The organism is Pseudolysinimonas kribbensis, from assembly GCF_030161895.1.
GTDB lineage: Bacteria > Actinomycetota > Actinomycetes > Actinomycetales > Microbacteriaceae > Pseudolysinimonas > Pseudolysinimonas kribbensis.
On record NZ_BSVB01000001.1, the window covers coordinates 599,475 to 625,159 of the forward strand.

Sequence of the window (25,685 nt, forward strand, 5' to 3'; positions counted from 1 at the left end):
GCGCCACGTCGCTGACCGGCGCTCGCATCGGGCGATGCTACTGGAGCCGCCGGTGTTTGAGGGCAACGTGTCCACCCGATACTATTGTGCACAATATTGGCCACACAAATGGGAGCGATCACATGCGCGTTACGATCCTCGGTCTCGGCGAAGCCGGGCGCATCTACGGGCAGGACCTCGCGAAGGCGGGGAACGAGGTCGTCGGGTTCGACGTCCGCGACGTCGCGCCGCTGGAGGGGATCACGACCGCCGGCAGCATCCCGGACGCCGTGGCCGGCTCCGACCTCGTCCTCAGCTTCACCACCGCGGCCGGCGCCGCGGCAGCCGCCGATGCGGCGGCCGGTCATCTCGCCGACGGCGCCGTGTTCGCCGACCTCAATGCGGCATCCCCGGCGCGCAAAGTGGACGTCGCATCCCGCCTGGGCCAGACGCGGTTCGCCGACGTCGCGGTTCTGGCGCCGGTCGCGCGGGCCGGAGCTCGTACTCCCGTGCTCGTCTCCGGCAGCGGGGCCGAACGCTACCTCGAGCTCCTGGGCCCGCTCGGAGGAGAGATCGAGGTGGTGTCGGCCACGGTCGGCGACGCGTCGAGTCGCAAGCTGATCCGGAGCGTCTTCATGAAGGCGCTCGCCACCTCGGTGCTCGAGTCTCTCGCCGCCGCGCGGATCGCCGGCTGCGAGGAATGGGCGCGCGGCCAGATCGTCGGCGAGATGGGCTCGAACGCCGAAGCACTCGTCGAGCGGCTCGTCACCGGCACGTATCAGCACGCCGAGCGTCGCCTGCATGAGATGGAGGACACCGCGTCCTATCTCGAGGAGCTCGGGGCGCATGCCGACATGACGCGCGGCTCCATCGCGTGGCTCGACGGGGTGCGGACGGGTTCACGCCGGTGAACCCGCGCATCGAGCGCGTGCACGCGTCGCTTCTGCGGGTGCCGCTCGATCGTCGGATGCGGGCCTACGGGTCCGACACCGTCTCCGTCCTCTTCGTCCGTGTCATCGACGTCGACGGCTCCGAGGGCACCGGCTTCACGTACACCCTCAACGAGGGTCTCGAGTCGGTGCGGACCATGGTCGACGCGACCATCGGACCCCTGACAATCGGCACGGACCCCGAGGACTGGGACGCCACCCGGAACTCGATCGCCCGACAGACCCGCCGCCTCGGGCCGGATGCCGCGGTGCCCGCGCTCTCCGCGGTCGACATCGCCATCTGGGACCTCCGCGCGCAGCGCGCCGGCCTCCCCTCTTCGCCCTCCTCGGCAGGAGCCGCACCGAGGTGCCCATGTACGGCTCGGGACGCAGCAGCAATCGGCTGTCGGTCGACGAGCTCGTCGCCGGCACGGTCTCGTACGTGGATGACGGGCTGACGGCCGTGAAGCTGCGCGTCGGAGCCCGCGAGCCGGATCAGGACGTATCGCGTGTCGCGGCGGTCCGCGCCGCTGTCGGGGACCGGATCGTCCTCATGGTCGACGCGAACGAGCAGATGACCCCGGCGGCCGCCACCGATCTCGCACGCGGCCTGGAGCCGCTCGCCCTCGCGTGGATCGAGGAGCCGTTCCCCGCGGAGGACGTCCTCGCCCACGCGGCCCTCCACGCCACCGGCGGCATCCCGGTCGCCGTGGGCGAGCACCTCGCCTCGGCGGCGCGCTTCGCCGAGTACGCGCGCGAACGGGCGGCCGGGATCTGGCAGCCCGACGCCGCGCTCGGCGGCGGGATCACGGGCATGCTGGAGGTCGCCGCCCTCGCACACGACCACGGGATCCCGCTCGCCTACCATTCGCTCCCGGAGTTGAACGTCCATCTCGCGATGGGCGACCCCGCCGCCGTCTGGGTCGAGCACTTCCCGATCCTCGACCCGCTCATCGCGGAGCCGCTGCCGGTCGTCGGCGGCGTCGTGACCGCGCCCGACCGGCCCGGCCACGGCATCCGGTGGGATGCCGAGGCCATCCGGGCTCTCACCTGATGCGCCCCTCGCGGGACGCTCGGCGCTAGTCCTGCCCGTCCAGCCGGCGCCACGGGGCCAGCTTGCGTTCGAGCAGCTTGAGCAGCTCGGTCACGATCACCGCGAGCACGACGATCACGGCGACACCGGCGAGGTAGCGCGGCGTCGCGAACACCTGGGCGTCCGCCTCGATCTGAAAGCCGATGCCGACCGTCGACGCGATGTACTCCCCCACGACGACACCGATCATGGCGCGCCCCACCGCAAGCCGCAGGCCGGTGACGAAGTACGGGATGACCGAGGGGAAGATCACGTCGCGGTAGACGCGCCAGCGCCCCGCTCCGAACGACCTCGCAGCGCGCAGCAGGCCGACGTCCGTCGCGCGCACCCCCTCGGTCAGGTTGATCATGATCGAGAAGGTGGACAGGATCACGACGATCGCGATCTTCGACTGGATCCCGAGGCCGAACCAGATCACCAGCAGCGGTGCGAGCACGAGCACCGGCGTCGCGTACAGCGCGCTGATGATCGGGTCGAGTGCGAAGTAGGCGTTCCGGCGGGTGCCGAGGAGGAATCCCACGGGGATCGCCAGGGCGATCGAGATCAGCATGCCCAGCACGAACTCGGTGCCGCTGACCGCCAGGTCGTTCCAGAGCGGGCCGGCCGCCAGGCTGAGGAACCCGCTCCAGATCTGGCTCGGGTAGCTGAAGAACAGCGGATTCCAGCCGATCGTGCGGCCCAGGATCTCCCAGACCAGGAGGATCACGATCACGGTCGCGACCGGAAGCCACCGCGAGCGCTGCTTGCTGATCCAGCTCTCCCGCGGGGCCCGCAAGCCGGTGCTCGAACGTTCCTCCGAGATGTGCATCGGTGTCGTCATGACCGCTCCTTCAGCTCAGAATGCGCCGCGACCTCGCCCTTGAGGAACTCCCAGAGCCGCGCGCGGTATTCGGCGTAGTGGATGCGCTCCCACGCGACCGGATCGCTCTTCTGCTCCACGAGCGAGATGTCCTCGGCCAGGCGCCCGGGCGTCGAACGCATCAGGAGGATGCGATCGGACAGCTGCAGCGCCTCGTCGAGATTGTGGGTGACGAACACGACGCACCGGCGCTCCTCGGCCACGAGGCCCCTGACCTCCTCGCGCAGGATCTCGGCGTTCTGCGCATCGAGAGCCGAGAACGGTTCGTCCATCAACAGGATCGACGGCTGCACCGCGAATGCCCGGGCGAGACCGACGCGCTGCTTCATGCCTCCGGACAGCTGATAGGGGTACATCCCGGCGGCGCGTCCGAGGCCGATCCGATCGAGGTAGTGGTGGGCGATCTCCTCCCGCTGCTTCATCCTGAGGTCACCGCGGCGGTAGTCCAGACCCAGCCGCACGTTCTCGGCGACGGTCTTCCAGGGCATGAGGGCGAAGTCCTGATAGACGACCGCTCGACTGTCGTCGCGCTTCGAGGCGTCGTGCCCCTCGATGACGACGCGGCCGTTCCCGGGGCGCAGCGCACCGTCGAGCAGCTGCAACAGGGTGCTCTTGCCGCACCCGCTGGCCCCGATCACGGAGACGAACTCGCCCTCCGCGATCGAACAGCTGACGTCGTCGAGGATCAGGGTCGATCCGTACCAGAAGGTCACATTCTCGACGCTGATGAGCGTCGCCGGTGTGGTCGCTCTGGCCGGAGCAGCGGTGAGAGCCGTTTCCATCGTCATCCCTTCGGCAGGTACTCGTCCGTGTAGACCGCGTCGATCGGGGTCGACTTCTGCTGCACGCCGTACTTGACCGCGTCGGCGATCCATCCCTTGAGGCCCGAGTCGTTGATCGCGCCGGTCTTCGTGTAGGCGAACGCCGCCTCGCCGTAGCTCTCCTTGGCCAGGGTCGGGGTCATGCCGGAGCCCTTCTCCAGGATGGCGATCGCCTGCGACTTGTGGTCGATGGCCCAGTTCGAGGCCTCGACGAGCGCCGCCATGAAGTCGCGGATGACGGTCTTCTTCTTCGCCATCTCGGTCGGCACCCCGGCGAAGGCCGCCGCGGACATGTTCGGCACGTACTTCTGCACGGTGCCCAGGTCGTTCAGCCCCTGCTGCCGGGCCTGGATCGTGTAGGGCGCGACGAGCAGGCCCACCTGCACCTGGCCGGCCTGCAGGGCAGCGAGGATGGCCTGCTGGGTTCCGACGGTGGCGTAGGTGAGCGAACCGGAGTCATATCCCGCCTTGTCCATGACCGCCTTCATCGTGGCCGTGTTGCCGTTGCTCGGCCCGGGGTCGCCCATCTTCTGCCCCTTGAGCTGCTTGAGGCTCTTGATGCTCTTCGCCGTGATGATGTGGTAATCCAGCTGGTCCATGAGGGCGCCGATCATCTTGATGTTGGCGCCCGCCGCGACCGCGGAGGTGACGTAGGCGCCCTGCACGATGCCCAGATCCTCCCGCCCGGAGACCAGGGCCGCCGCCGCGATGTCGCTCGTGCTGGCCTTGGTGATGTTCAGCTTGACGCCGTGCCGGGCGAAGATGCCCTTCTGCTCCCCGATCGTGACCGGGAGCAGCTCGGCGTCGTATTTCGTGGTCACGAGGTTGAGGGTCTGCACCTCGGGGGCACCGCCCGTATGGGTGGGTGCGGCGGGCGGGCTCGCCTGGCTGCAGGCGGAGACTCCGACCAGGAGCGCCGCAGCCGCGGCCACGGCGAGGGCGTGACGGGCACGCAGGCGGATCACGGTCATCGGGATGCCTTTCTCTAAACGGGTTGGCTCAGCTCTCGATGAGCCGGGCAGGATTGCCGCACAGCATGGTGCGCAGTGCGACGGGGTCGATGTCTTTCTCGATCAGGTTGTTCGCGAGCACTCGCAGGGCTTCGTGCGGGTGAGGGTGACGGATGCCGCCGGCATCCGAGGCGATCACGATGTTCTCCGGCCCCAGGTCGGTGATCATCCGCGCGGCGTCGTCCAGGCTCATCCGCTGGCTGTATCCGCCGACCACGGAGCTGGAGATCTCCACCAGCCCGCCGTTCTCGATCACGTGTCGGGCGACCCCGATGTCGACGGTCGGCGTCCACATGACGTGGGTCAGCAGGAGCTTGACCTTCTCGGTGCCGGTGTACCGGGCGAGCGCGACCACCTCCTCGGGCGAGAGGTGGGAGGTTCCGATGACGGCATCGTGCTGTTTCACGACCGCCACGACGTCCTTGGTGTCGTCGCTCAGTTCCCCGTCGTCGCCGAAGAGGGTGATCCCGGTCGCGCCACGCGGCGTGTGGATGCGCTGCCCCTTGTAGCCCCAGTTGCCGAGCTCGCCCATCAGGTCCGCGTGGAACCTGGCGTGGCTGCTCGGCATCCAGACGAGACGTCCGCCGAGGGCCAGGCAGCTGTCGACGGCCGCCGCGTTGAGACCGCCCACCGGGTAGTTGAGGCAGATTCCGCCGATGTAGCGGAAGTCGTCGACGATGCGATTGGTGAGGTAGGCGCGGCTGGCGGTGCTCTCGATGTGCGACTTCACGGCCATCCCGGCCATCCCCGCCGCACGCGCCGCGCGCGCCACGTCGAGGTCGTCACCGACACGGTCGATGACGTCAGGACCGCAATGGACATGCAGATCGATCGCGCCGTCCAACTCGAACACCCGGGGTCTCCTTCGACTCATCCTCACCCATTCTGGCGATAGGATTGTGACCAATCTAGCGGCCATCTTGCTCGTGTCAATCGGCGTACCGGCGTTGATCGTCGGTGATTCCGGCTCATGCTTGCAGATTGCGCGCAAAAATGTTCATAATCATGCGACCGAAGTGATCCACGTTGGGTGAACCGACGTGGCGATGGAGGACATATGGAAACCCACCCCACGCCGTCGGCTCGGGCCCGCGAGATCGTGGCCGGCGCCTACGACACGCACGTCCACGTCGCTCCGGACGTCGTTCCCCGCGTCATCGACGACCTCACCCTGGCCTACCGCTTCCTTGCGGTGGGCATGAAGGGCTTCGTCCTCAAATCGCACTACGTGCAGACGGGCGAGCGCGCCGCCGTCGTGCGTCGCGCGGTCCCCGGCGTCGACGCCCTCGGCGCGCTCTGCCTCAACGTTCCGGTCGGCGGCCTCAATCCGGTCGCGGTCGAGATCGCCGCGCGAAGCGGCGCCCGGATCGTGTGGTTCCCGACCATGGACAGCGTCAACCAGCGCGCGACGGTCGGGGAGATCCCCGCCGGCGCCAAGCCGCCGATGTGGCTGGCCCTGATGGAGGAGCTCAAGGCAGAGGGCATCGACCCCGACCCGGTGCTGGTGGTCGACGATCGGGGCGACCTCCTGCCGGCGGCACACGACGTGCTCACCCTCATCGCCAAGCACGACCTGACCCTCGCCACCGGGCATCTCTCGGCATCCGAGATCATGACGCTCGTGCCGGCGGCCGCCGCCGCGGGCGTCCGGCGGATCATCGTCACGCATCCGGAGTTCCCGTCGCAGCGGCTCGCCGTCGAGCAGCAGCTCGAGCTGGCGGCTCATGGCGCTCTCATGGAGCGCTGCTACACGACACCCGCGACCGGCAAGATCCCGTGGGACGAGATGATCGAGCACATCGTCGCCGTCGGCGCCGAGCACTCGATCCTCTCGAGCGACCTGGGGCAGCCGACGAATCCCCCGTCGAAGACGGCCTCGCCTTGATGGCGGATGACCTCATCGCACGGGGCATCTCGGAGGACGACGTGCACACCATGGCCGTGACCAACAGCGTCAGGTTGATGACACCCTCCACCGCGCCGGTCGGAGCGGTCCGATGAGCGGGCGGAGGATGCTCGTCGTCAGCGCGCACAGTGCCGACTTCGTCTGGCGGGCGGCGGGCGCCATCGCCCTGCACACGCGAGACGGAGGGGAGGCCCGGATCGTGTCGCTCTCCTACGGCGAGCGGGGCGAGTCCGGCGAACTGTGGAAGCAGCCGGGCCAGACGGAGGAGAACGTCAAGCGCGTGCGGCACGCCGAGGCCGAGACCGCGGCCACGGCGCTCGGCGCGTCCTTCGAGGCGATGGACCTCGGCGACTATCCGCTCCACGTCGATGATGCCGCCGTCGATCGCCTCGCCGAGCTGATGCGCGACTTCGCGCCCGACGTCGTGCTGACCCATCCCGACAAGGATCCGTTCAACCCGGATCATCCCGTCGCCTACACCGCGACCCAGCAGGCGCGCCTGCTCACCTCCGGCGCCGTCGTCTCGGCCGGGTTCCGCACCGCACCGCCCTCCGAGTTCCTCGTGTTCGAGCCCCACCAACCCGATCTCTGCGGCTTCGTCCCGACGGTGTTCGTCGACATCACACCGGTCATGGACCGCAAGCTCGAGGCGATGGAGGCCATGGGGGCCCAGCAGTACCTCCGCTCGTACTACACGGAACGGGCGGGTCATCGCGCGAATCACGCGCGCAAGGTCACCGGACGCCCGGAGATCAGGCAGGCGGAGGCGTTCCAGCGCATCATCCCGAACGTGGTGAGCGCGCTATGACCGCCCTGACCGACGAACTGGCGCAGTACGGGGTCTCGACCGTGTACGAGGCGGCAGGTCGCACCGGCCTCGTCGACGTCGAGCTGGTCCAGGTGATCCCCGGAACCCGTGCCGCCGGCCCGGCGCGCATCGCGCGGTGCGGTCAAGGCGACAACCGCGCGGTGCACGAGGCCATGGCATCCCTCCAGCCGGGCGACGTCCTCGTCATCTCCATGCCGGAGCCGCAGCCCGTCGGCGTCATCGGGGAGCTGCTCGCGACCCAGGCGAAGGTGCACGGCGCTGCCGCCGTGCTCGTCGATGCCGCGGCGCGCGACATCGACGAGCTCCGCGAGCTCGGGCTGCCGGTGTGGTCGCGATGGGTGCGATCCACCGGAGCGACGAAGACCGCGCGTGGCGCGATCGACGTGCAGATCGAGGTCGGCGGCGCGGTCGTGCGCCCGGGCGACCTGGTGATCCTCGATCGAGACGGCGCCGTCGTCGTGCCGATCGAGCGTGCCGACGAGGTCGCGGAGGCCTCGCGCGCACGGATGGAGCGCGAGAGCGCCCTGCGTCGGCGTCTGCAAGCCGGTGAGCTCAGCTACGACATCTACGGCATGCGAGAGGACGACGCGGCCGTCGGCTGACGCCAGCTCGCCCGACCGTCGGTCAGTCGGCGGGTGCGACCGGGTGCGGGGACGCCGGCAGGGTGATCCGCAGGGTGGTCCCCTCGCCGAGCGCGGACTCGGCCGACACCACGCCGCCGTGCGCCTGGACGATGCCGCGCACGATGGGCAGTCCGAGCCCGCTGCCCTGGACGGCGGCCTCCCGGGCGTTGGATGCACGGAAGAAGCGGTCGAACAGCGACGGCAGGTCGTCCGCGGGGATTCCCATGCCGGTGTCGACCACCGAGACGGCGACAGCGGGGCCACCGTTCACCCGTGCCGCGGGGTCGACGACGACCCTGACCGATCCGGATGCCGGGGTGAACTTGATCGCGTTGTCGAGAAGGTTGCCGATCGCGCGCTCGAGCTGGCTCGCGTCGCCGGGGACGGTGACCGGCCGGTCGCTCTCGATGTCGATCCGCACCTGGCGCGACGCCGCGAGGGGGCGCACCGACTCGACGGCCCGGCGGACGATCTCGTCCATCCGGACCGCGGGCGCCTCGCGGTGCGCACTCGCCGCCTCCAGACGGGTGAGCAGCAGCATGTCCTCCAGAAGCACGTGCAGACGGTTCGCGCTGCCCTCCGCGACACGGAGCATCTCGGTCGCGGCGGGAGGAAGCTCGCCCCCGTCGCCGTCGAGCACGAGCTCGAGGTATCCCGAGATCGATGTCAGCGGCGTGCGCATCTCGTGGTTCACCGTCGCGATCATGTCGCTCTTCGCCTTGTCCAGCTCCACCAGGCGGTCGACGACCTCCTCCCGCAGGCGCAACGTGCGAGCCAGGTTGGCCTGTCGGAACATGACCGGGATCGCCGCCAGACCGACCGTGAGCCCGGCCAGGATCAGGGCCAGCAGCGGCACCTCGGCCTGCGTCGCGTGCAGGAGCACCGCCAGGCCGGCGACGACCGCGAACGCGGGGAGGGGCAGGAAGCCGCCGCGCCGGGTGAGCGGTGGCACGACCGTCGGGGCGCGACCGATGTCGACGACCCACACGGCGCTGAAGGCCACCCCTGCGGTCCAGGCGATGTCCAGCGGCGTTCCCGCGGTGTACGCCCCTGTCCGGTCCATGAGCGCGTACCAGATGTCGGCTCCCGCGAAGAGCAGCAGCCCGATGACCAGGAACGGCGCCCGTGGCCCGACGCGGAGGACCGGTGAGGCGGCCACGCCGACGATCATCGCCACGAGCACGAGGTCGAACAGCGGATACAGGGCGCCGATGACGTCGCCGAGCGCGTTCTTGCCGCCGATCGCGTCGCCCAGAACGGGTCCGAGGATCACCGTCAGCACGGATGCCACGCCCAGCACGGCGAGCGCCACGTCGAGCACGACGGCACGGCCCGCCTTGCGCGACTGGCGCAGCACCGTGACGACGAACGCGGCTCCCATCAGCGGGTAATAGAGCAGGTAGCCGACATCGGCCGGCGAGGGGGATGCCAGATAACCGTCGGCATCGGCTGCCAGACCGTAGTAGACGTCGGCCCCGAAGTTGAAGGTGACGGCCGCCGTCGCGAGCACGACCTCCGCGCGCACGAACCTCGTCCGCACCGCGACCAGCCAGAAGGCGGCGACCGGGATGCCCTCGGCGATGTCCGACATCCAGGTGTCGATGACATCGGGGGCGGGATCGCCGGGCAGGGCGAGCGCGGCGAGATAGACGAGGTTCGCCGCGATGGTCAGCAGGATCGCGATGCGGATGGCACGATCCAGTCTCGTGACCGGCGCGAATCGTCGGCGGAACGAGAGGAACGTCTCGATCGGTGCGAGCGTCCGCATGCTCCCCGCGGTCGTCGCCGACCTCGTCGCCCCGCCCCCTGTCACGAAAATCTCCAGCAGCTGTCGTGTCCGGCTGTCCGCGACCCGTCCTGCACAGCGACGCGGTTCGGTCCCCCGCGAACCTGCTCCGACGCTACGCGGAGACGGTGTCGTGGCCAATACCCACAACAGGGGCTGCGCCGTCGGACGGCGCCGTGTTAGCGGCGGCGGTTGCGGACCTGCTCCTCGGGCCCCGCCAGCGTGGGCCCGCCTGACTTCTCCCGCACAGGAAGAAGGCCCCGGTCGTTCGACCGGGGCCTTCTTCTTCAGTTGCGGGGACAGGATTTGAACCTGCGACCTCTGGGTTATGAGCCCAGCGAGCTACCGAACTGCTCCACCCCGCGCTACGAGGGTCAAGCCTAGCAGGTGCTCAGGGGGCACGCTCACTTGCCCTGGGTGGCGGCGATCGCGTCCTTCACGTCCTGCTGCATCCGCTGGTCCGCCTCCGCCGCGGCCACGAGGTCGCCCTTGGCGTAGGCGTCGGTGCGCGCCTTGAGGTCGGTCTGGTACGCGTCGAGCGCCTTCTGCAGGGCGGGGTTGTCGACCACCGTCCCCCCGGTGCCGGGCGGAGTCGTCGAACCGCCGGTCCCACCCGATCCGCTCGAGCCACCCGCGCTCGAGTCGCCCGCAGCCGCGCCGGAGTCGCCTCCGAACAGCGTGTCGAGCGCCTTGTCCAGCGTGTCCTCGAACGCGATCTTGTCGCCGAACGCCACGAGGATCTTGCGCAGCACCGGATAGCTCGAGCCGAGACTGGACTGCACGTACACGGGCTCCACGTAGAGCAGGCCGCCGCCGACCGGCACGGTCAGCAGGTTGCCGCTCACGACCTTCGACTGCCCCTGTCGCAGCAGGTTGAGGGCCTGCGAGACGTCCGTATCGGAGTCGAAGGTGTTCTGCACCCGGCTCGGGCCGGGCACACTGCTCCCCTTGGGCAGGGTGAGGAGGGTCAGCTTGCCGTAATTCGGCCCCGGATCGGAGTCGGCGACGAGATAACCGGTCAGCACGCTGCGGCTCTCGGCCGACTGGGTCTTCGGGATGTAGGTCGAGTACAGACTGAACGCCGACGACTTCTGACCCGGGATCTGCATCGTCAGGTAGTAGGGCGGCTGCAGCGACGTGGAGCCGGACGGGTTCACCGGATCATCCGGCGTCGCCCACGCGTCGTTGCTCGCGTAGAACGTCGTCGAGTTGGTGACGTGGTACGTCTCGAGGATCTGGCGCTGCGCCTTGAACAGGTCCTCGGGGTAGCGCACGTGCGCGAGCAGGGCGGTCGACATGTCCTTCTTCGACTTCACCGTCGACGGGAAGACCTTCTGCCACGTCTTCAGCACCGGATCGTTCGGGTCCCACGCATACAGCGTCACCTTGCCGGTGTACGCGTCGACGGTCGCCTTGACGGAGTTGCGGATGTAGTTCACGTCGTCGACGGCGAGCGAGTTCGTCGACGTCTTGGAGTCGGCGATCATGTCCGACAGCGAGTGCGACGTCGAGTACGGGTAGTCGTTGCTCGTCGTGTAGCCGTCGACGATCCAGACGATCCGGCCGTTGACGACCGCCGGGTACGGGTCGCTGTCGAGCGTGAGGTAGGGCGCGACCTTGCTGACGCGCTTCTTGGGCGAGCGGTCGTACAGGATCTGCGACTGGTTCTGCACCGAGCTGGAGAACAGGATGTCGGTCGAGCCGAACTTGACCGCGTACGCGAGCCGCTTCACGAAGTTGTCGAGCTTGGGCCCGCCGTTGGCCGAGTACGTCGTGTTCGTGCCGTCGCTGGAGTCGGCACCGCCGCTGCCCGACGGGTAGTCGAACTCGATCGACTTGCCGTCGTCCTTCGACCCGACGATCGAGTACTGGGGCGACTGCTCGCCGAAGTAGACACGTGGCTGCATGAGGTCGAGGTCGCCCTTGGACGGGATGCCCTTCTGCAGGAACACCGGCTGCCCGTTCGCCGTCCGCTTGTTACCGGCCGCGGCGACGACACCGTACCCGTGCGTGTAGACGAGGGTGTCGTTGTACCAGGTCGACGAGCTCTGGTTCTTCTGGTCGAGCTCGCGCACCGCGATCACGGTGTCCTGCTTCTTGCCATCGATCGTGTAGCGGTCGACGTCGAGGTCCTTCTCGAACTGGTAGTACTGCCGGATCTGCTGCAGCTGGGCGAACGTCTTGGTGATGAGCGACGGGTCGAGGATCCGGATGCTGGCGGTCGTCTCGGCGTCGGAGCGCAGCTGGCCGGCCTTGACATCCGTCGTCGCGTCGTAGGTCTTGGTCTTGACGTCGTCGACGCCGTACGCGAGCCGGGTGGCGGAGATGTTGTCGCGGATGTATTGGGACTCATACTTGATCGGGCTCGGGTTGACCTGCAGGTTCTGGATGATCGCCGGGTAGATCGCCCCGATGACGATCGCCGAGACGATGAGCAGGGCGGTCCCGACCAGCGGCAGCCGCCAGCGGCCGATGAACGCCGTGATGAGGCACAGCACGGCGACCACGGCCGCGATCCCGGCGAGGATCACCCGCCCCGGGATGGTGGCGTTCACGTCGGTGTAGTCGGCACCGTTGATCGTGGGCGCGTCCGGTCCGAACGTGATCGTGTCGGTGACCGTCGAGTACTGGTCGAGCCAGATGCTGATCGCCTGCACGGCGAGGTAGACGAACGCGGTGATGGCGAGCTGCACCCGTGCGGCCCGTGCGACCCGCACCTCGCGCCCGCTGACTCGGATGCCGCCGTACAGATACGTGGTCGCGAGCGCCGCGAGCCCGGCGACGAGGATCACGGTCGACGCGTAGCCGAGCACGCCGTGCCAGAAGGGGAGCTCGAACACGTAGAACGACGAATCCAGCCCGAACTGCGGGTCCTTGGTGCCGAACGGGGTGCGGTTGAAGTACTCGAGCACCGCCGGCCACCGCGTCGCGGTCGACACGCCCATGAAGATGCCGAGCACGGCCGGGATGCCGATCATCGCCACCCGTCGCAGCGGTGCGATCACCTGCTGGTAGCGGTCGAGCTGCGAGCTGAGCTTGGTGTACATCGGCCGCATGCGGAACGCGACGACGATGCTGACGCCGACGCCGATCCCCATCGCGAGGAAGCCCACGATGAACATCAGGATCGTGGCGGTCCACTGGGTCGTGAGCACGTTGAGGTACCCGAGCTGCTGGTACCACAGCACGTCGGCGTACAGGCTCGAGAACGCGAAGAACGCGATCACGACCACGGCGATGACGACGGCCGAGATGGCGACGACCGCGCGGGTCCGGTTGCGCGGGGGCGGGCGGCCGACGCCGTCGTGGAGGTCACCCGGTCGAGTTTAGGGGCGACCCTGGAGACCCGCCTACTTCGCGGTGCAGGTGGGCAGGGAGCCGGCGTCGTGGGCCGCGATCGCCTTCACGTCGTCGAGCGCCTGGTGCAGGGTCGAGACCTTCAGGACCCGCAGGCCCGACGGCACGTGGCCGACGACCTCGTCGCAGTTGCCGGCGGGGGCCAGGAACCAGTCGGCGCCGGCATCCCGCGCGCCGTACATCTTCTGCCGGATGCCGCCGATGATGCCCACCGTGCCGTCGGCCGTGATCTCCCCCGTGCCGGCGATGTGCGCGCCGCCGGTCAGCTTGCCCGGCGTGAGCTTGTCGTAGATCCCGAGCGCCAGCATCATGCCGGCGCTGGGACCGCCGACGTCGGAGAGCTGGAAGCGCACGGTGTACGGGAACACGTACCGGACCCCGGTCAGGATGCCGATGGCCGGCTTCCCGCTCTGGGAGTTGACCTCGGGAGTGATCTGCACCTCGCGCGTCGCGCCGTCGCGCCGGATGCCGACCGCGAGCGGCGTCGTCGTGCCGTGCGCCCGGATGGCCTTCTGCAGCTGGGTCAGACCCGTCACGGGCTGGCCGGCGACCGAGACGACGTCGTCGCCCGCCTTCAGCACGCCCTCGGAGGGTGCCGGGAACGACCTGGCCGACCACGATCGTGGTGGTGTACCGCACGCCCAGAGCCGTGAAGGCCGCCGCGGTCGCGTCCTGCTGCGAGCTCGACATCTCGACCTTGTCCTGCTGGTCGGCCTGCTTGTCGGTCACCCCCGGCGCGTAGACCTCGTTCATCGGGACGACCGAGCGGGTGGGATCGAACCACGACGCCGCGATCGAGACCCAGTTGACCGGAGTCTGCGGGCTGCCGTCGACGTACACCGTGAGCATGTCGAGCGAGCCCGACGTGGGATACGTCCTCTGCCCCGACGGGATGCCGATGAGCGGTCTGGCGGCCGCCCCCGTACCGACCGCACCCAGCACGTCGTACACCGGCCCGGGCCGCTCGACGACGTACGACGACGGCGTGAGCCCGAGCGCCACCGTGCCGACGACCCCGAGGACGAGCAGGATCCAGCCGACCGTCCCGGGCGACGGCCGACGGCGCGTGCGCACAGCGGCGTCGTGTTCGGCGGGGTCGGTCATGTCGTTCTCGATGTGTTCGCTGTGGGCGCAGGGCGGCGAGGCATCAGCATAGGCGAACCACCGGTGCCGCCCGCTGCGTGCGGGCTAGCGTGGATCGCATGGCTGAGGAGGCGCCCCATGGCTGCTGACGACGAGGGGCCGTCGGAGGACGACTTCCGCGACATGCTGCGCGAGTTCCTGTCCGGCAACGGAGAGCTCGACCCGGCCAAGCTCGCGAGTGCCGCCGGCCTGCCGAACGATCCCGAGATGGTGCAGCGGCTCATCGGCCAGCTGCAGTCGGCACTGCAGAACAGCGGCGAGGGCATCAACTGGGGCCTCGCTCTCGAGCAGGCGCGCGGTCTCGCCCAGCGCTCCGCCGTGACCTCGACGCCCGCCGAGGTATCGGGTTTCGAGCAGGCGCTGCACGTCGCCGCGCTCTGGCTCGACGAGATCACGGCGATCGCGCAGCTGACGACCGAACCGGCGCTGCTCACCCGCGCCGGCTGGGCCGAGGCGACCATGCCGGTGTGGACCCAGCTCGCCGAGCCGGTCGCGCACTCGATCGCGGACGCCCTGACCGGTGTGCTGCGCGATCAGGCGCCCGAGGAGATGGCCGGCATGCTCGGCGACGCCGGGCAGGTCATGCGCAACATCGGCGGCACGCTCTTCGCGATGCAGCTCGGACAGGTGGTGGGACAGCTGTCGGGCGAGGTCGTCTCGGGCGGCGACGTCGGCATCCCGCTGCTGGACGGCGAACAGCGTCAGGCCGCGCTCGTGCCGCAGAACGTCGACGCGTTCGGTGCGGGGCTCGACGTCGACATCTCCGAGGTGCGGCTCTACCTCGCGGTGCGCGAGCTCGCGCATGCGCGGCTGTTCCGGCACGCGCGGTGGCTGCGGCTCGCGCTGCTGACCCAGATCACCGACTTCGCCCGCGGCATCCACATCGACACCGACCGGATCGCGGAGCTCGCCGAGAACTTCGACCCGCAGAACCCGGAGGAGCTGCGTGCCGCGGTGTCGAGCGGCGCGTTCATCCCCGAGAAGACCGAGGAGCAGAGGATCGCGCTCGGCCGGCTCGAGACGATGCTCGCGCTCATCGAGGGCTGGGTCGACGTGGTCACGCAGGCGGCGACGGCGCGGCTGCCGCGCAACGGCGCGATCGCCGAGATGGTGCGCCGACGCCGGGCGGCCGGGGGCCCTGCCGAGTCGGCGTTCGCGACGCTCGTCGGTCTCGAGCTGCGGCCCCGCCGGCTGCGTGAGGCGGCCGCGATGTGGCAGGCGGTGTCGGATGCCGTGGGCGCCGAGGGACGCGACGCGCTCTGGGCGCACCCCGACGTCATCCCGACCGACGCCGACATCGACGACCCCGCGGCGCTCGTCGCCCGGCTCACCGGCGGCGCGCCCGAGCCGGACGCGATCGACAAGGCGATCGAGGATCTGCTCGACGACACGACCGGCGACCGGCCGCACGAGGAGTAGCCCGGTCCGGCCGGCGGGTGTGGATCGTCTCGGCGGCGTCCGGCCGTGCTGCGGCATCCTCGCCGCATGGTGCTCAAGCTCGCGGCGGGCGTGCCGCTCGTCTGGCGGTCGCCGACCGGCATCCAGCTCGGGGCGACCCGGCCGCTGGCGGTGCTCGACGACGTGACGCCCGCGCACGAGAGGCTGCTCGCCGCGCTCGAGGCCGGCATCTCCGAGACCGGGTTCGCGATGATGGCCCGGGCGGCCGGCGCCGACGCCGACCGGCTGCTCGACCGCATCGCGCCCGCACTCGAGATGCCGCGCGCACCGGCGCCCCGGGTGGCGGTCTACGGCGAGGGCGACCTCGCCCAGGAGCTCGTGCGCCAGCTCGGCTGGTCCGACCAACCCGACCTCGTGCTGCTCGTCGCGGCGTGGGTGCTCGCCCCGTCGGAGCACGGCCCGTGGCTTCGACGCGACGTGCCCCACCTGCCGGTAGTCGTCGGCGACCGCATCACGGTGGGCCCGCTCGTCGTGCCCGGCCGGACCGCCTGCGTGCACTGCGTCGGGCTCGCCCGGCGGGATGCCGACCCGGCCTGGCCGGCGATCGCGACCCAACTGCACGGCCGGCCCGCCCCGGCGCTGACCCGCACCGCGATCGCGGAGGCCGCGGCCTTCGTCGCCCGGCACCTCGACGCCGGGAAGGGCGAGCCCGGCACCAGTTGGGAGCTCGACCCCCGCGACGGTGCGGTCAGCCTCGCGCGGTGGGAGCGGCATCCCGAGTGCTCGTGCGCAGCTCCGCCAGGAACCGACTGGGCTCGCGCGGACGACCGCGCAGTCCCTCCCGCGACCAGCTCAGCGCGAGACGTCGACGTGCCCGCGTGATGCCGACGTAGAGCAGCCGTCGCTCCTCGTCGATCGCGGCGAGGCCGTTCGCGTGGCTGATCGGCAGCAGCCCCTCGCTCAGTCCGACCAGGTGTACGGAGTCCCACTCGAGGCCCTTCGAGCCGTGCAGGGTCGAGAGGGTGACGGCGGCGATCGTCGGCTCGTGCTGCGCCGCCTGCCGATGCTGCAGCTCCTGCGCGAACTGCGCGAGCGTGGCGCCGTCGGCGGCCTGGTCGGCGAGCTCCACGATCGCGTTGAGGGCCTCCCATTTCTCCTGGGTCGCACCCCGCCCTCGGGCCGCTGGGAGGTCCAGCCGAGGTCGCGCACGACGTCGCTCACCGACTGGAACAGCGGCACGGCGGGGGCCTTCGTGTCGCGGGCCAGCTGCGCGAGCGCCACGATGGCGAGCTTGACGTCGGGCAGGTCGAAGAACTTGACGGCGCCCTGCTGGCGGGCGCCGACGCCGGCGTCGGCGAGCGCGGCCTGGAACAGCGCCGCCTGCGCGTTGACCCGGTACAGCACCGCGATGCGCTCGGGGCGCGTGCCGCCCGCGATCTCGGCGGCGATCGCGGCCGCGACCGCGCGCGCCTCCTCCCCGTCGGTGTCGTACGCGGTCGAGTTGCCGAAATCGGCCAGTGCGCCCGGGCGCGCACTGGCCGGTTTTGGCAACTGGGTCGCGGGGATGAGCTCCAGCGCGCCCGGACGGCCGCGCATCAAGCGGTTCGCGAGCGAGAGGATCGGCGGCGCCGAGCGGTAGTTGCGCTCGAGCCGCACGATGCGGGCGCCGTCCCACCGCGAGGCGAATTGCAGCAGGTACTCGCTCGTCGCGCCCGTGAACGAGTAGATCGTCTGGTTCGCGTCGCCGACCACGCACAGCTCCCGCCGGGTGCCGAGCCACTGCTCGAGCAGCTGCTGCTGCAGCGGCGACACGTCTTGATACTCGTCGACGACGAACACGCGGTACTGCTCGCGCACCTGCTCGGCGATCCACGGCTCCGACTCGAGCATCCCGGCGGTGGCGAGCAGCACGTCCTCGAAGTCGATCCGGCGTCCCTCGTCCTTGAGGCGCTCGTAGCGCTCGTGCAGGGCCGTCATCCGGTCCGCGGGAAGGGTGGCCGGCAGCGAGCGCGACTCGGCGGCGCGCGCGTAGGCCTCCAACGGCATCCGGGAGACCTTGCGCCACTCGATCTCCGCGGCCGCGTCGCGCAGGGCGGCGGTGTCGACCCGCAGTCGCAACTGCTCCGCGGCCTGCCCGAGCACCCGGCCCTTCGACTCCAGGATGCGCGGCAGCTGCCCGCCCACCGCCTGCGGCCAGAAGTGCGAGAGCTGCGCGAGCGCGGCCGAATGGAAGGTCCGCGCGTTCACCGCTCCCGCTCCGAGCTGGCGCAGCCGGGTGCGCAGCTCCCCGCGGCGCGCGTGGTGAAGGTCAGCGCCATGACGCGCGCGGGGTCGTAGGCGCCGGACTCGACGCCGTGTGCGATGCGGTGCGTGAGCGCCCTGGTCTTGCCCGTGCCGGCGCCCGCGAGGATGCAGACCGGCCCCAGCAGCGTCTCCGCGGCCGCTCGCTGCTCGTCGTCGAGGCCGGCGAGCGCGCTGGAGCCGAAAGCAGCTACCACTCGACGCCGTCGTCGATCGGGCCGCCGTACCAGTCCTCGAGGATCGCGCGTGCGATCGAGGTGCGTCCGGGCAGGCCGATCTCACCGAGCGAGGCGGTGAGCTCGTCGCGGGTGAACCAGCGCAACTCGAGGATCTCCTCGCCGTCGGCCTGTGGCTCCGGGCTCTCCCCGGGCGCGAGCCGGGCGCGGAAGCCGACCATGAGCGACGCCGGGAACGGCCACGGCTGGCTGCCGAGATACACCGGGTCGACGACGCGCAGGCCCGACTCCTCGTGCACCTCGCGGATCACCGCGGCCTCCAGTGACTCCCCGGTTCGACGAACCCCGCGAGCACCGAGAAGCGGTTCGACTTCCACATCGCATTCGAGCCGAGCAGGATCCGGTCGTCGTGATCGGTGATGCCCATGATGACGGCGGCGTCCGTGCGCGGGAAGATCTCGGTGCCCGTCTCGACATCGCGCCGGGTCCAGCCGCCCGCATCCGGGATGCTGGCGTTGCCGGTGCGCGGTGAGAAGCCGTAGGAGCGGTGCCAGTTCGCCAGGCCGAGCGCCTCGGTGAACAGCCCGGCATCGCGATCGGAGAGACGGGCTCCGAGCTCGCGCAGGTTGCCCCAGTGGCGCTGGTCGCCGGGGTCCTCGACCGCGTCCTCGTCGAGCACCACCGCCAGCACCGGCGCCCCGGCCGGAAGGCCGGGCGAGTCGTCGACCGCGCGCCCGAGGTAGAGCGCGAGGGCATGCGGCGGCACCTCGGTGCCCGGCAGGAGCGCGATCTCGGCCGGTCCGGCGAGCAGGGCCTCCCCGAGCGGAGCACGATGGCGCGCGCTTCCGGTTCGGCCAGCAGCGCCTCCACCCCGAACGTGCGCGAGAGGTGGTCACGGTCGATCGTGGCGCGGGACAGCGGCAGGTGCGCTGCGAACGACGACGGCTCGGATGCAGGGGGCACGACACTCCGGACTCTCGAGCTGGGGCGTGGCGTCCGCCGGTCGGGCGAGGACCGGACCTACCCTGACCCCATGGCCAGATCCGCTCTCACTCTAGCCGCGCTGGCGACCTCGGCCGTGGCCGGTCTCGACGTCGTCGGCGTGCAGGGATTCGGCTCGAGCGGAGGCGGCGACTTCGACGCCGCCCTGCTCACCGGGCGCGACGGGCGGCACTGGATCGTGCGCGTGCCGCGCAGCGAGCGTGCCGAGGCGGAGCAGTCGGCGGACCTGGTGGCGCTGCGCGCTCTGAGCACCGGCGTGCGTGCGCGGCTGCCGTTCTCGGTGTCGAGCTTCGCCGGCCAGGCACCCGTCGCGGGTACCCGGGCCGTGGTGTCGGAGTTCGTCTACGGCACGAAGGTGCCGCTCGCGTCGCTCGACGCGGAACTGGGGGCGTCGATCGGTCGCGCGATCGGCGCGATCCACGCTCTGCCGACGAGCGTCGTGACGGATGCCGGCCTCCCCGTGCACTCCGCGGCCGACGGTCATCGCGCGGCCCTCGCTCTCATCGATCGTGCCGGGGCGACCGGCCTCGTGCCGGCGGCTCTCCTGCAGCGCTGGCGCGAGGCGGGCACCGACGCCGGCCTCTGGCAGTACACGCCCGTCGTGATCAACGGATCGCTCGCCTCGGACGCGTTCCTCTCGGCCGAGGGCGCCGTGACCGGCGTGATCGACTGGCACGGCCTGCGCGTGGGAGATCCGGCCCTCGACCTGCAATGGCTCGTCGGGGCCGCCGAGGACACGGTGGATGCGGCGTTCGACGCCTACGCGGCCGCGCGCGGTCCGCTGGACCTCCGGCTCCGGCAGCGCGCGGCGCTGGTCGCGGAGCTCGAGGTCGCGCGCTGGCTGCTGCACGGCACCGAGGTGCGGGCGACCGACATCGTCGACGACGCGGTCGAGATGATGTCGCGCCTCGTCGACGACGTGCACGCCGACGCCTCCCACCCGATCAGCCCGGACACCGCGCCGATCCTGGGCCTCGACGAGGTGCGCGAGCTTCTCGACCGCACCGAGAACCGCCGCGTCGGCTGATCCCGCGCGCGTCGTCCGCGGCCTACGCCGGCGTCGGGGTGCCCGTCAGGCGACGGCGCACGATGCCGCCGCGCACCGAGAGCCAGATCGTCAGCGCGAACACGATGAACGCGAGCGGGACGTGCACGGCGACGAGACCGCGCGCCTGCTCGATCGCCTGGCCCATCCCGACCTGCACGACCAGCAGCACCGCGAGCACGATGGCTCCCCACATGAGGCTCTTCGCCGAGGCGCGCAGCGCGACGATCGCGACGATCGCCGTGACGACGGCGAGCAGGATCGCGATGTAGGCGACGATCGCGTGCACCGTGACCCACGGCTTGCCCGCCTCGCGCAGCGACATGAACAGCCCCGCGCTGATCGCCTGCAGGAAGATCGCGAGCGTCGTCAGCCCCGCGAGCATGTTGAAGACCCGGATGCCGGCCGGAGCCGTCTGAGTGTCAGCCATGCCCCGACGCTATCCCGCACGGGAGCACGCCGCATACTCCCGCGGGATGCTCCGGGGTCAGTGCTCGACGATGACCTGACCGCGCGAGACGATCCGCACGAGGCGCCGCGGATTGCGCACATTGACCCGGATCGACAGCTGGTGCCGCCGGGCGAGGATGATCGCGACGACGATCCCCGCGGCGGCGGGGACGAGCCCGGCCACCGCGAACGCGACCTGCGCGCCGAGGAGCTCCGCGATCCATCCCATGAGCGTCCCGCCGATCGCCTGACCGCCCGTTCCGATCATGATCCAGAACGACATCACGCGGCCGCGGATCGACAGGTTCGTCGAGAGCTGGGTCAGCGACTCGCCGGCGGTCATGAACAGGATGCGGCAGATGCCGATGCCGACCAGCAGCGGCAGGAACAGCACGTACCAGGGCGCGCTGCCGGCGCTCGCTGTGACGACGCCGTAGAGCACGATGAGCGGGATGATGGTGCGCAGCCGCAGCGACTTGCGGCGGGCCGAGAGCAGGGCGCCGCTGAGCGCGCCGACCGCGGCGAGCGAGGTGTACAGGCCGTAGCCCGCGGACCCGGTGTGCCAGACGTGGTCCGCGGATGCCGTGAACAGCACCGGGAGGTTCATGCCGAACGTCGCGACGAACACGACGAGCACCATCGGCCAGACGATCGTGGGCTTGCTGCGGATGTAGCGCACGGCCTCCCGGATCTGCCCGCGCTCGCGCGGTCGCGGGGTCGCGATCGTGAGGTCACGGGTGCGCATCCGGAACAGCGCCGCGATCGGCACGGTGGCGGTGACGGCGCAGATCGCGATCGACCATCCGGAGCCGACCGCCGCGATGAGCACGCCGCTGATCGCGGGGCCGAGGAATCCGCCGAGGTGGAAGATCGAGGCGTTCATGCTGATCGCCTGCGGCAGCCGGTGGGTGCCGACCAGCTCGCTCACGAACGCCGAGCGGGACGGGCCGTCGATCGTCATCGCGATGCCCACGATGAGGGCGCCGAGGTAGACCTCCCAGACCTGCACGGCGTCCGTGAGCACGAGGGCCGCGAGGGTGCCGTTGACCACCACCGAGACGCCCATCGTGACCTTGAGCACATGCCGGCGCGGCAGCCGGTCGGCCAGCACGCCCGCCCAGGGACCCAGCAGCAGCGCGGGCGCGAACTGGATCGTCACGGTGAGGCCGACGAGGCCGACGTTGTGGGTCAGCTGCAGCACCAGCCAGTCCATGGCGATGCGATTCATCCAGCCGCCGGTGTTCGCGAAGAACTGGCCGATGAGATACAGCCGGTAGTTGCGCTCGCGAAGCGCGCTGAACGTGTCGCGGAACGAGCGCGGCCCCGACTGCACGGGGATCGGTGCGGTGACGGTGGCGGGATCGACGCCGGGCACCGTGCTCATCGCTCCAGGCTAGGCTCGCGGCATCCATTGGAATGCGGAATCATGGCTATAAGTCGCATTGGATTCTCGAATAAGAGGTGGATGCCGTGTTCGATCCGGGCCTGCTGCGCACCTTCGTGGCCGTCGCGGAGACGCTGAGCTTCACCCGTGCCGGCGAGCTGCTCGAGCTCAGCCAGCCCACCGTGAGCCAGCAGGTGCGCAAGCTCGAGGTGGCGGCCGGACGTCAGCTCGTCTCGCGCGACACGCGCGCGGTCGCGCTCACCGACAACGGCGAGGCGATGCTGGGATTCGCCCGCAGCATCCTCGCGGCGCACGACGAGGCGGCGGCCTACTTCACCGGCTCTGCGATGCGGGGACGGCTGCGGTTCGGCTCCGCGGACGACCTCGCGATGACGCTGCCGCCGATCCTGCGCGACTTCCGGCAGCTCTACCCGCAGATCAACCTCGAGCTGACCGTCGGGCAATCGGCGTTCCTCGCCCGGCGCCTGCGGGCCGGACAGCTCGACCTCGTCTTCATCAAGGAGGAGCCCGACCTGCCCGACGGCCGCCTCGTACGCCGCGAACGACTGGTCTGGGCGGCGCACAAGGCGCTGCAGCTGGATGCCGGATCGCCGGTCCCGCTCATCGCCTACCCCGCGCCGTCGATCTCCCGCACCGCCGCCATCGCCGCACTCGAGGCGGCGGGCCGCAGCTGGCGGATCACGTGCAACGTCCGCGAGACGACCGGCACGCTCGCCGCGGCGCGAGCCGGCATCGGAGTGGCCGTGCTGCCGCAGAACATGGTGCCGGACGATCTGGTGGCGCTGGCCGACCTGCCGATGCTGGGCGAGGTCGACTTCACGCTGCTGGACAACCCGCGCGCGGCGCGGGAGCCGATCGAGGCGCTCGTGTCGGCGATCGTGGGCCGCGGGGTGCGCGCGCCGGCGTGAGCGGGGCGCGGCTAGTTGTAGTTCCTCGGGACGTTGTGATCGCGTGACGTGAGCGAAGGCCTCCGCGGAGGATGTGGGTTACCACACTCACGTCCCACAACGGAGGCCTTCGTGACTCACGCTAACGCGCCCTTCACGCCGGAGGGCAGGCTTCGGCTTGCTCGGTTGATCGTCGAGCAGGGATGGCCTGCTCGGCGTGCTGCGGAACGGTTTCAGTGCTCGCCGGCGACCGCGTCGAAATGGGCTGTCCGCTATCGGCGGGGTCAGCCGATGACCGACCGCAGCTCGCGCCCGAGACGGTCGCCGGGTCGTTGTTCGGTTCGGTTGGAGCGGCGGATCGTCGCTTTGAGGTTCACGAGACGGTGGGGTCCGCATCGGATCGGCTATCACCTCGGTGTTCCCCGATCGACGGTCGGGCGGGTGCTCGAGCGCTATCGGATGCCGCTGCTGCATCACGTGGATCAGAGCACCGGCCTGCCCGTTCGTCGGGAGCGTCTCACTCGTTATGAGAAGGTCGCACCCGGCGAGCTGGTCCATGTCGATATCAAGAAGCTCGGCCGCATCCCCGACGGCGGCGGCCATCGAGTCGTCGGTCGACAGCAGGGCAAGCGACACAACGACGGGCACGGTCGAGGGGGTCGCGGCTATTCGTTCTTGCATCACGCGGTCGATGACCACTCCCGGCTGGCCTACTCCGAGATCCACACCGACGAACGCAAAGAAACAGCGGCCGGCTTCTGGATCCGAGCCGCCGCTTTCTTCGCCGCCGCCGGCATCCGCGTCCAGGCAGTGATGACCGACAACGGCTCTTGCTACCGGTCCAGAGCCTTCGCTGCCGCGCTCGGCGACATCAAGCATCGCCGGACGCGCCCTTATCGACCGCAAACCAACGGCAAGGTCGAGCGGTTCAACCGCACCCTCGCCACCGAATGGGCCTACGCCAAGCCCTACACCTCAGACGAAGCACGAGCCGCCGACTACGACCGCTGGCTGCACTTCTACAATCACCACCGACCCCACACCGGAATCGGCGGCCAAACCCCCGCAGCCCGCGTTCACAACCTCACGAGGAACTACAGCTAGTCGACGGCCGCGAGGGTCGCGCTGACGGTGCGGTCGATCGTGCACTGCCCGAGCACGCGCGTGCCGCGGTAGAGCACCGCACTCTGACCCGGCGCGACGCCGTCGAGCGGAACGTCCGGGCGCACGACCAGCTCCCCGCCGCGCAGCACGGCGGTCGCCGGGACCGGATCGCCGTGCGCGCGCACCTGCACGCCGCACGCGAAGCCGGCCTCGGCATCCACCGGCGGGATGCCCGCCCAGCTCACCCGGCGGCCCGCGAGCTCCGCGACGGCGAGCGCCTCGCGCGGGCCGACGACGACCTCGTTGCTCGACGGGCGCACCTCGAGCACGAAGCGCGGGCGGCCGTCCGGGGAGGGGATCCGCAGATCGAGGCCCTTGCGCTGCCCCACGGTGAAGGCGGCGGCGCCGGCGTGCGTTCCGATCCGCTCCCCGCCTGGTCCAGGATCGGGCCCTCCGATGCGCCGACGCGGTCCGCGAGCCAACCGCGGGTGTCGCCGTCGGGGATGAAGCAGATGTCGTGCGAGTCGGGCTTCTGCGCCACGGTGAGCCCGCGGGCGGCGGCCTCGGCGCGCACCTCGGCCTTCGAGGGCGTGGCGCCGAGCGGGAACATCGCGTGCGCGAGCTGCTCGGCGGTGAGCACGCCGAGCACGTAGGACTGGTCCTTGGCCCAGGCGGCGGCGCGGTGCAGCTCGCGGTTGCCGTCGGCGTCGGTGAGGATCGACGCGTAGTGCCCGGTGGCGACGGCGTCGAAGCCGAGTGCGAGGGCCTTCTCGAGCAGCGCCGCGAACTTGATGCGCTCGTTGCAGCGCAGGCAGGGGTTCGGCGTGCGGCCGGCGGCGTATTCGGCGACGAAGTCGTCGACGACGTCGAGCTGGAAGCGCTCGCTGAAGTCCCACACGTAGAACGGGATGCCGAGGTGCGTCGCGGCACGGCGCGCGTCCATCGAGTCCTCGATCGTGCAGCAGCCGCGGGCGCCCATCCGGAGCGTGCCGGGCTGCCGGCTGAGCGCGAGGTGCACGCCGACGACGTCGTGGCCGGCCTCGACGGCACGCGCCGCCGCGACGGCGCTGTCGACGCCGCCGCTCATCGCCGCAAGAACCCGCACCCCACCAGGGTAGGCGCTGCTCGCGAATGACCACTTTGTGCAGCGCCCGGCCGCGCACCCTTGCACAATTCGGTCATTCGCGAGTGGATGGGGCGATGGCGCATGTGCTGCAGCTGTCGGATCTCGTGGGGGCCGGGCGGCGGAGCCGGACCGCTCGGTTCGAGGGGGCGGACTTCGACGCCGGGACCTCGTTCTTCGCCGTCGACGACGATCCGGGGCAGGGCGTGGGGCTGCACTGGCATCCCTACTCCGAGACCTGGATCGTGCTCGAGGGTGAGGTGACCTTCCGCCTCGGCGACGGCTTCGGCGAGGAGGCCGACACCGACATCGCCGAGCAGCGCGCGACCCCGGGCACCGTCGTCGTCGCGCCGGCGCGGCAGCATCACGGATTCCGCAACACGGGCACGGGCATCCTGCGGATGGTGTGCATCCACGCGTCGCCGCGCATCATCCAGTACGACCTGGAGTGAGCCGCGC

Annotated in this window: 24 protein-coding genes, 1 tRNA gene and 2 pseudogenes; 13 read left to right on the forward strand and 14 right to left on the reverse strand. The window is 70.5% G+C overall.

Annotated elements, in window-relative coordinates; all coding sequences use genetic code 11:
- Positions 1 to 122 precede the first annotated feature (122 nt).
- From QQK35_RS03385 to QQK35_RS03395, 3 genes are read left to right on the forward strand one after another with little or no spacing between them, the layout of a single operon-like run.
- Positions 123 to 890 (forward strand): NAD(P)-dependent oxidoreductase, encoded by a 768-nt coding sequence (locus QQK35_RS03385; protein WP_284252871.1) that lies wholly within the window; start codon positions 123 to 125, stop codon positions 888 to 890.
- Entirely contained in the window at positions 887 to 1,366 is a 480-nt protein-coding gene (locus QQK35_RS03390; RefSeq protein WP_284252873.1) for an enolase-like domain-containing protein, read from the forward strand. Before QQK35_RS03385 ends, QQK35_RS03390 begins: the two co-directional genes overlap by 4 nt.
- Entirely contained in the window at positions 1,282 to 1,962 is a 681-nt protein-coding gene (locus tag QQK35_RS03395) for an enolase C-terminal domain-like protein (RefSeq protein ID WP_284252875.1), read from the forward strand. The genes QQK35_RS03390 and QQK35_RS03395 overlap by 85 nt, the downstream gene beginning before the upstream one ends.
- A 25-nt stretch (positions 1,963 to 1,987) precedes the next feature.
- Here QQK35_RS03395 and QQK35_RS03400 read toward each other — a convergent pair whose 3' ends face one another.
- Genes QQK35_RS03400 through QQK35_RS03415 form a run of 4 tightly spaced genes read right to left on the reverse strand, consistent with a single transcriptional unit; the run spans position 1,988 to position 5,544 of the window.
- Complete coding sequence (locus QQK35_RS03400) at positions 1,988 to 2,821, reverse strand: ABC transporter permease (protein WP_284252877.1); 834 nt, start codon at positions 2,819 to 2,821, stop codon at positions 1,988 to 1,990.
- On the reverse strand, positions 2,818 to 3,642 hold the full coding sequence (locus QQK35_RS03405; protein WP_284252879.1) for an ABC transporter ATP-binding protein: 825 nt from the start codon (positions 3,640 to 3,642) through the stop codon (positions 2,818 to 2,820). The genes QQK35_RS03400 and QQK35_RS03405 overlap by 4 nt, the downstream gene beginning before the upstream one ends.
- A 2-nt stretch (positions 3,643 to 3,644) precedes the next feature.
- The gene (locus tag QQK35_RS03410; protein WP_284252881.1) at positions 3,645 to 4,652 is read right to left on the reverse strand and encodes an ABC transporter substrate-binding protein; all 1,008 of its coding nucleotides are present in this window, start codon (positions 4,650 to 4,652) and stop codon (positions 3,645 to 3,647) included.
- 28 nt (positions 4,653 to 4,680) lie between these two features.
- Positions 4,681 to 5,544, reverse strand: coding sequence for a DUF6282 family protein (locus tag QQK35_RS03415; RefSeq protein WP_284252883.1), 864 nt, complete (start codon positions 5,542 to 5,544; stop codon positions 4,681 to 4,683).
- A 204-nt stretch (positions 5,545 to 5,748) separates the two neighbouring features.
- Here QQK35_RS03415 and QQK35_RS03420 point away from each other — a divergent pair, with 204 nt between their 5' ends.
- The 3 genes from QQK35_RS03420 to QQK35_RS03430 all read left to right on the forward strand — a co-directional run bounded on the left by QQK35_RS03420 (position 5,749) and on the right by QQK35_RS03430 (position 8,028).
- On the forward strand, positions 5,749 to 6,576 hold the full coding sequence (locus QQK35_RS03420) for a DUF6282 family protein (RefSeq protein ID WP_284252885.1): 828 nt from the start codon (positions 5,749 to 5,751) through the stop codon (positions 6,574 to 6,576).
- Positions 6,577 to 6,688: 112 nt separating this feature from the next.
- Positions 6,689 to 7,405 carry a PIG-L deacetylase family protein gene (locus tag QQK35_RS03425; protein ID WP_284252887.1) on the forward strand — a complete coding sequence of 239 codons (717 nt, stop codon included), beginning with the start codon at positions 6,689 to 6,691 and terminating at the stop codon, positions 7,403 to 7,405.
- Positions 7,402 to 8,028: a 4-carboxy-4-hydroxy-2-oxoadipate aldolase/oxaloacetate decarboxylase gene (locus tag QQK35_RS03430; protein WP_284252889.1), complete on the forward strand. Its 627-nt coding sequence runs from the start codon at positions 7,402 to 7,404 to the stop codon at positions 8,026 to 8,028. Before QQK35_RS03425 ends, QQK35_RS03430 begins: the two co-directional genes overlap by 4 nt.
- 22 nt (positions 8,029 to 8,050) lie before the next feature.
- On the opposite strand, the gene QQK35_RS03435 is transcribed toward QQK35_RS03430, so the two are convergent.
- The 4 genes from QQK35_RS03435 to QQK35_RS03450 all read right to left on the reverse strand — a co-directional run bounded on the left by QQK35_RS03435 (position 8,051) and on the right by QQK35_RS03450 (position 13,773).
- A complete protein-coding gene (locus QQK35_RS03435) occupies positions 8,051 to 9,817 on the reverse strand; it encodes a sensor histidine kinase (protein WP_284252891.1) in 1,767 nt (588 codons plus the stop codon).
- A gap of 309 nt (positions 9,818 to 10,126) precedes the next feature.
- Positions 10,127 to 10,200 (reverse strand) — tRNA-Met (locus QQK35_RS03440).
- Between the two features lie 39 nt (positions 10,201 to 10,239).
- Positions 10,240 to 13,089, reverse strand: a complete 2,850-nt coding sequence (locus tag QQK35_RS03445; protein ID WP_284255583.1) for a UPF0182 family membrane protein — start codon at positions 13,087 to 13,089, stop codon at positions 10,240 to 10,242.
- Between the two features lie 96 nt (positions 13,090 to 13,185).
- Complete coding sequence (locus tag QQK35_RS03450) at positions 13,186 to 13,773, reverse strand: YlbL family protein (RefSeq protein ID WP_284252892.1); 588 nt, start codon at positions 13,771 to 13,773, stop codon at positions 13,186 to 13,188.
- Between the two features lie 11 nt (positions 13,774 to 13,784).
- On the opposite strand from QQK35_RS03450, the gene QQK35_RS03455 reads away from it, so the two are divergent.
- The 3 genes from QQK35_RS03455 (at position 13,785) to QQK35_RS03465 (ending at position 15,754) form a co-directional block, all read left to right on the forward strand.
- Positions 13,785 to 13,934 carry a hypothetical protein gene (locus tag QQK35_RS03455; RefSeq protein WP_284252894.1) on the forward strand — a complete coding sequence of 50 codons (150 nt, stop codon included), beginning with the start codon at positions 13,785 to 13,787 and terminating at the stop codon, positions 13,932 to 13,934.
- Between the two features lie 27 nt (positions 13,935 to 13,961).
- Positions 13,962 to 14,348 carry a hypothetical protein gene (locus QQK35_RS03460; RefSeq protein WP_284252896.1) on the forward strand — a complete coding sequence of 129 codons (387 nt, stop codon included), beginning with the start codon at positions 13,962 to 13,964 and terminating at the stop codon, positions 14,346 to 14,348.
- A 65-nt stretch (positions 14,349 to 14,413) separates the two neighbouring features.
- Positions 14,414 to 15,754, forward strand: coding sequence for a zinc-dependent metalloprotease (locus tag QQK35_RS03465; protein WP_284252899.1), 1,341 nt, complete (start codon positions 14,414 to 14,416; stop codon positions 15,752 to 15,754).
- A gap of 727 nt (positions 15,755 to 16,481) precedes the next feature.
- Here QQK35_RS03465 and QQK35_RS03470 read toward each other — a convergent pair.
- From QQK35_RS03470 to QQK35_RS03480, 3 genes and pseudogenes are all read right to left on the reverse strand, one after another.
- Positions 16,482 to 18,231: pseudogene (locus QQK35_RS03470) on the reverse strand (ATP-dependent helicase).
- Complete coding sequence (locus tag QQK35_RS03475) at positions 18,225 to 18,521, reverse strand: NUDIX domain-containing protein (RefSeq protein ID WP_284252901.1); 297 nt, start codon at positions 18,519 to 18,521, stop codon at positions 18,225 to 18,227. Before QQK35_RS03475 ends, QQK35_RS03470 begins: the two are co-directional and overlap by 7 nt.
- A complete protein-coding gene (locus QQK35_RS03480; protein WP_284252903.1) occupies positions 18,518 to 18,976 on the reverse strand; it encodes an NUDIX-like domain-containing protein in 459 nt (152 codons plus the stop codon). The genes QQK35_RS03475 and QQK35_RS03480 overlap by 4 nt, the downstream gene beginning before the upstream one ends.
- A 267-nt stretch (positions 18,977 to 19,243) precedes the next feature.
- Here QQK35_RS03480 and QQK35_RS03485 point away from each other — a divergent pair, with 267 nt between their 5' ends.
- Positions 19,244 to 20,239: a phosphotransferase gene (locus QQK35_RS03485; RefSeq protein ID WP_284252904.1), complete on the forward strand. Its 996-nt coding sequence runs from the start codon at positions 19,244 to 19,246 to the stop codon at positions 20,237 to 20,239.
- 22 nt (positions 20,240 to 20,261) lie between these two features.
- Here the strand turns inward: QQK35_RS03485 and QQK35_RS03490 are convergent, their stop codons facing one another.
- The gene (locus QQK35_RS03490; protein ID WP_284252906.1) at positions 20,262 to 20,687 is read right to left on the reverse strand and encodes a hypothetical protein; all 426 of its coding nucleotides are present in this window, start codon (positions 20,685 to 20,687) and stop codon (positions 20,262 to 20,264) included.
- Between the two features lie 57 nt (positions 20,688 to 20,744).
- Positions 20,745 to 22,091, reverse strand: coding sequence for an MFS transporter (locus QQK35_RS03495; RefSeq protein WP_284252908.1), 1,347 nt, complete (start codon positions 22,089 to 22,091; stop codon positions 20,745 to 20,747).
- 86 nt (positions 22,092 to 22,177) lie between these two features.
- Here QQK35_RS03495 and QQK35_RS03500 point away from each other — a divergent pair, with 86 nt between their 5' ends.
- On the forward strand, positions 22,178 to 23,020 hold the full coding sequence (locus QQK35_RS03500; protein WP_284255584.1) for a LysR substrate-binding domain-containing protein: 843 nt from the start codon (positions 22,178 to 22,180) through the stop codon (positions 23,018 to 23,020).
- A 111-nt stretch (positions 23,021 to 23,131) separates the two neighbouring features.
- Entirely contained in the window at positions 23,132 to 24,103 is a 972-nt protein-coding gene (locus tag QQK35_RS03505) for an IS481 family transposase (RefSeq protein ID WP_284252911.1), read from the forward strand.
- Here the strand turns inward: QQK35_RS03505 and mnmA are convergent.
- Positions 24,100 to 25,190, reverse strand: a pseudogene (gene mnmA, locus QQK35_RS03510) (tRNA 2-thiouridine(34) synthase MnmA). The gene QQK35_RS03505 and the pseudogene mnmA sit on opposite strands and share 4 nt — an antisense overlap.
- Before the next feature lie 113 nt (positions 25,191 to 25,303).
- Between mnmA and QQK35_RS03515 the strand changes: the two are divergent.
- Positions 25,304 to 25,678 carry a cupin domain-containing protein gene (locus QQK35_RS03515; RefSeq protein ID WP_284252913.1) on the forward strand — a complete coding sequence of 125 codons (375 nt, stop codon included), beginning with the start codon at positions 25,304 to 25,306 and terminating at the stop codon, positions 25,676 to 25,678.
- Positions 25,679 to 25,685: the final 7 nt, after the last annotated feature.

What these genes read in the sequence shown, in the direction of transcription:
- QQK35_RS03385 (WP_284252871.1), top strand. Translation starts at nt 123, where the DNA reads ATGCGCGTTACGATCCTCGGTCTCGGCGAAGCCGGGCGCATCTACGGG.
- QQK35_RS03495 (WP_284252908.1), bottom strand. Translation starts at nt 22,091, where the DNA reads ATGAGCACGGTGCCCGGCGTCGATCCCGCCACCGTCACCGCACCGATC.
- QQK35_RS03425 (WP_284252887.1), top strand. Translation starts at nt 6,689, where the DNA reads ATGAGCGGGCGGAGGATGCTCGTCGTCAGCGCGCACAGTGCCGACTTC.
- QQK35_RS03410 (WP_284252881.1), bottom strand. Translation starts at nt 4,652, where the DNA reads ATGACCGTGATCCGCCTGCGTGCCCGTCACGCCCTCGCCGTGGCCGCG.
- QQK35_RS03405 (WP_284252879.1), bottom strand. Translation starts at nt 3,642, where the DNA reads ATGGAAACGGCTCTCACCGCTGCTCCGGCCAGAGCGACCACACCGGCG.
- QQK35_RS03435 (WP_284252891.1), bottom strand. Translation starts at nt 9,817, where the DNA reads ATGCGGACGCTCGCACCGATCGAGACGTTCCTCTCGTTCCGCCGACGA.
- QQK35_RS03465 (WP_284252899.1), top strand. Translation starts at nt 14,414, where the DNA reads ATGGCTGCTGACGACGAGGGGCCGTCGGAGGACGACTTCCGCGACATG.
- QQK35_RS03395 (WP_284252875.1), top strand. Translation starts at nt 1,282, where the DNA reads ATGTACGGCTCGGGACGCAGCAGCAATCGGCTGTCGGTCGACGAGCTC.
- QQK35_RS03490 (WP_284252906.1), bottom strand. Translation starts at nt 20,687, where the DNA reads ATGGCTGACACTCAGACGGCTCCGGCCGGCATCCGGGTCTTCAACATG.
- QQK35_RS03400 (WP_284252877.1), bottom strand. Translation starts at nt 2,821, where the DNA reads ATGACGACACCGATGCACATCTCGGAGGAACGTTCGAGCACCGGCTTG.
- QQK35_RS03485 (WP_284252904.1), top strand. Translation starts at nt 19,244, where the DNA reads ATGGCCAGATCCGCTCTCACTCTAGCCGCGCTGGCGACCTCGGCCGTG.
- QQK35_RS03515 (WP_284252913.1), top strand. Translation starts at nt 25,304, where the DNA reads ATGGCGCATGTGCTGCAGCTGTCGGATCTCGTGGGGGCCGGGCGGCGG.
- QQK35_RS03430 (WP_284252889.1), top strand. Translation starts at nt 7,402, where the DNA reads ATGACCGCCCTGACCGACGAACTGGCGCAGTACGGGGTCTCGACCGTG.
- QQK35_RS03420 (WP_284252885.1), top strand. Translation starts at nt 5,749, where the DNA reads ATGGAAACCCACCCCACGCCGTCGGCTCGGGCCCGCGAGATCGTGGCC.